General features: G+C 68.0%; 2 protein-coding genes and 1 pseudogene. All 3 read right to left on the bottom strand.

Features of this window, described 5'->3' with window-relative positions:
* Positions 1-373 (bottom strand): annotated as a pseudogene (locus tag Q0520_RS08005) (hypothetical protein); the annotation flags it as partial.
* A 5-nt stretch (positions 374-378) separates the two neighbouring features.
* Positions 379-1,410, bottom strand: a complete 1,032-nt coding sequence (locus tag Q0520_RS08000; protein WP_298668580.1) for a DUF2117 domain-containing protein — start codon at positions 1,408-1,410, stop codon at positions 379-381.
* A gap of 41 nt (positions 1,411-1,451) precedes the next feature.
* Positions 1,452-2,856 (bottom strand): YgiQ family radical SAM protein (locus Q0520_RS07995; RefSeq protein WP_298668577.1); only part of this gene is annotated, 1,405 nt, incomplete at its 5' end.

The raw sequence follows: 2,856 nt of genomic DNA, 5'->3' as shown, positions 1-2,856 counted from the left end.
GGTCGAAGATGACCGGGCGCTCGAAGGCCGCCTCGATGTCGAGGGGGCGGGAAGAGAGTGCGATCTCCTGGATCTGGTCGGAAACCGCTTCCGGCCGGGATGTGCCCCGGATCGTCCGCGCCCTGATGCCGACGATGTCGTCGATGGAGAGGCCCTGCGTCATCCAGAGGGGCGGGAGGTCGGGGTCGTTGACCATCAGCGGCCCTGCCGAGACCGCAGGATACCTGGCCGAACCGACGAAGGCCGACGGTGCGGTGCCCATATAACTCGTGCCGCGGGCGGCGGTCCGCATCTGGGCATGAAACCTGCTCATGATCGGGCACTTCGGGAGGCCGCAGAGGAGTTTTCCCTTGCATTCGGCGCATCGCATCATTGTACTCACCTCAGGTCGAGGGCGATCTCCGCCCTGCCCTCCACAGTCCCGAGGGCGCCGTCGACCCACTCGCCCCACCATGTCTCCCCATCCGGGACCGTCCTGGCGATATCGAGGCCGACCTCGTCGTCCCGCCCGCGGGTCACGGCGAGCACGACTGAACCTGCCGGGAAGGTGCCGCCGACCACGCCGTCCCTGTCCCCATCAGTGACGCCGAGGACGGGGATGCCGAGGTGGCCAGCGATGTGCCCGGCCACGGCTGTGGTGTCGTCGCCGATGGCGAGCACGCCGCAGGTGTCAGGGGCGAGGAGGTCATAGAAGCGGTGGCCGCAGTGGTCGAGGACGACGACGCACCCCTTTCCCCGCGCCTTTCCGCCCTGGGCCGGCGGGCGCTGCCTGATCTGCCCGCTCTTGCACCAGGCACGGGCAAGGGAGACCGACCCTGAGCGGGCAAGTTTTTCGAGGCCGTGGGGCTTGACCCGAAGCCCTGAAACTGCTTCGACCGTGTCACCCTTCTCGCGCAGCACGACCGTCTCCGCCGTCGCCTCTCCGATGACGGTGCCGTTGACAAAGACCGGTTCTCCCGGGGCGCACCCCCTGACCTCCCGCACATGGCCGCCGACGACCGGGGGTGGGGCCCGGCCCCTCTCGACCGTATAGCCGAGGTTTGCGGCGAGGTGCGCTGCAAGGGCGGTGTCGCCGCCGTTCCAGCAGTAGACAATGCCGGGCGTGCACTCGACATGGACAAGGCCGCGCCCGAGTCGCCCGGCGACGACCTCTCCGAAGACCCGGCCAGATACCGGAGTCTTCCCGCGGTTGAGGAGGAAGACCGGGCCGTCAAGGCGGGCGAGCACCTCGCTCGGGGGGACGCCGCAGCACTCGCAGGGGAGGCCCGATTCCTCCGCGGCTGTCCGGCCCATCACGCCGGCAACGATGATGCGCATGTCGCCGGCGGACGAGAGAAGCCGTTCGACGTCCCCGCAGTCGAAGGGGCCGGGGCCGTGGACGACCATGGTGAGCATATCTCCGGCATCCATACAGGAATGTGTGGGCTTTCCCCGACAAAAATCCACTGGCATCATCGCCTCCCCCCGCTCTGTCTCCGCGCCTCCGCCCTCTCGTGCCGTGCCGGGACGAGGCAGGCCCAGCCGCTGCCGATAAGGTCTTCCCGCCCGGCCTGGCGCAGCCCTTCCGCCACAAGGCCGCGGTTCTTCGGGTCCCTGTACTGGAGGAGCGCCCGCTGGATCTCCTTCTCCCGCCCCTTCGGGACATGGACCCTCTCCATCGTCGCCGGGTCGATGCCTGTGGCGTACATGCAGGTCGAACGGGTCATCGGCGTCGGCGTGAAGTCCTGCACCTGCTCCGTGTACAGACGGTTGTCCCTGATGTACTCGGCGAGTTCGATGCTGTCTTGGACCGTGCAACCGGGATGGCCAGACATCAGGTACGGGAGGAGGTACTGTTCTTTCCCCGCTTTTCTGCTCCCCGCGTCGAAGCATTTCCTGAAGCGGTCGAAGACCTCCCTGCCCGGCTTGTTCATGAGGGAGGTCACCCGCCCTGCGATATGCTCGGGGGCGACCTTGAGGTGACCGGAGACATGGTGTGCGGCGATCTCGTCGATGTACGCCGGGTCCGCGAGGGCGAGGTCGTACCTGATCCCTGACTGGATATGCACCTGCCGCACACCCGGTATCTCCCGCAGTTTCCGCAGGAGGTCTATCTGGGCGGCATGCGACGTCGCGAGGTTCGGGCAGTCGGGGCTGCACCGCTTTTCCGGGCAGGCGCCGTGCTTCTCCCACTGCGGGCAGGAGAGACCGTACATGTCTGCGGTCGGTCCGCCGACGTCCTGGATCACGCCCTTGAACCCGGGCATTGCGGCGAGGCGCCGCGCCTCGGCGAGGACCGATGCCGGGCTCCGGCTCTGGATGATCCTGCCCTGGTGGTGGGTGAGGGCGCAGAAGGAGCAGGAGCCGAAGCAGCCGCGATGGGTGGTGATGGAGAACTGCACCGGTTCGAGGGCCGGGATTGGTTCCCTGTACGAGGGGTGCGCGGCCCGCGCGTACGGGAGTTCGTAGACATGGTCGAGTTCGGCGGTCTCCAGCGGAAGGGCAGGTGGGTACTGGACGACCACGGTCTTCGGATGGGGCTGGACGACCGTCCTGCCGCGGACGGGGTCCTGCTCCCGCGCATGGAGGGCGAAGGCCCGGGCATAGGCCTCAGGACTCTTGCGCACCTCCGGGTACGCGGGGATGACGACCATTCCCGCCGGATCCGTCTCTCGCCACTCCGCGACGGAGATCGTCACCGCGGTCCCCCTGATCCCCCGCAGGTCCTTTCCTGCGGCAAGGCGGCCGGCGATCTCGACGACCTGCCTCTCCCCCATCCCGTAGACGAGGGCATCTGCAGGGGCGTCCGCAAGGATCGCCTGGCGGACTGAGTCAGACCAGTGGTCGTAGTGGGCGAAGCGGCGCAGACTTGCGGAC

The organism is uncultured Methanofollis sp. (assembly GCF_937919355.1).
Lineage (GTDB): Archaea > Halobacteriota > Methanomicrobia > Methanomicrobiales > Methanofollaceae > Methanofollis.
The sequence above is the reverse complement of the archived record's forward strand: the minus strand, read 5'-3'. Positions and strand labels throughout refer to the sequence as shown.

Excerpts from the sequence above, each read along its gene's own strand:
- Q0520_RS08000 (WP_298668580.1), bottom strand. The coding sequence starts at position 1,410 with ATGGATGCCGGAGATATGCTCACCATGGTCGTCCACGGCCCCGGCCCC.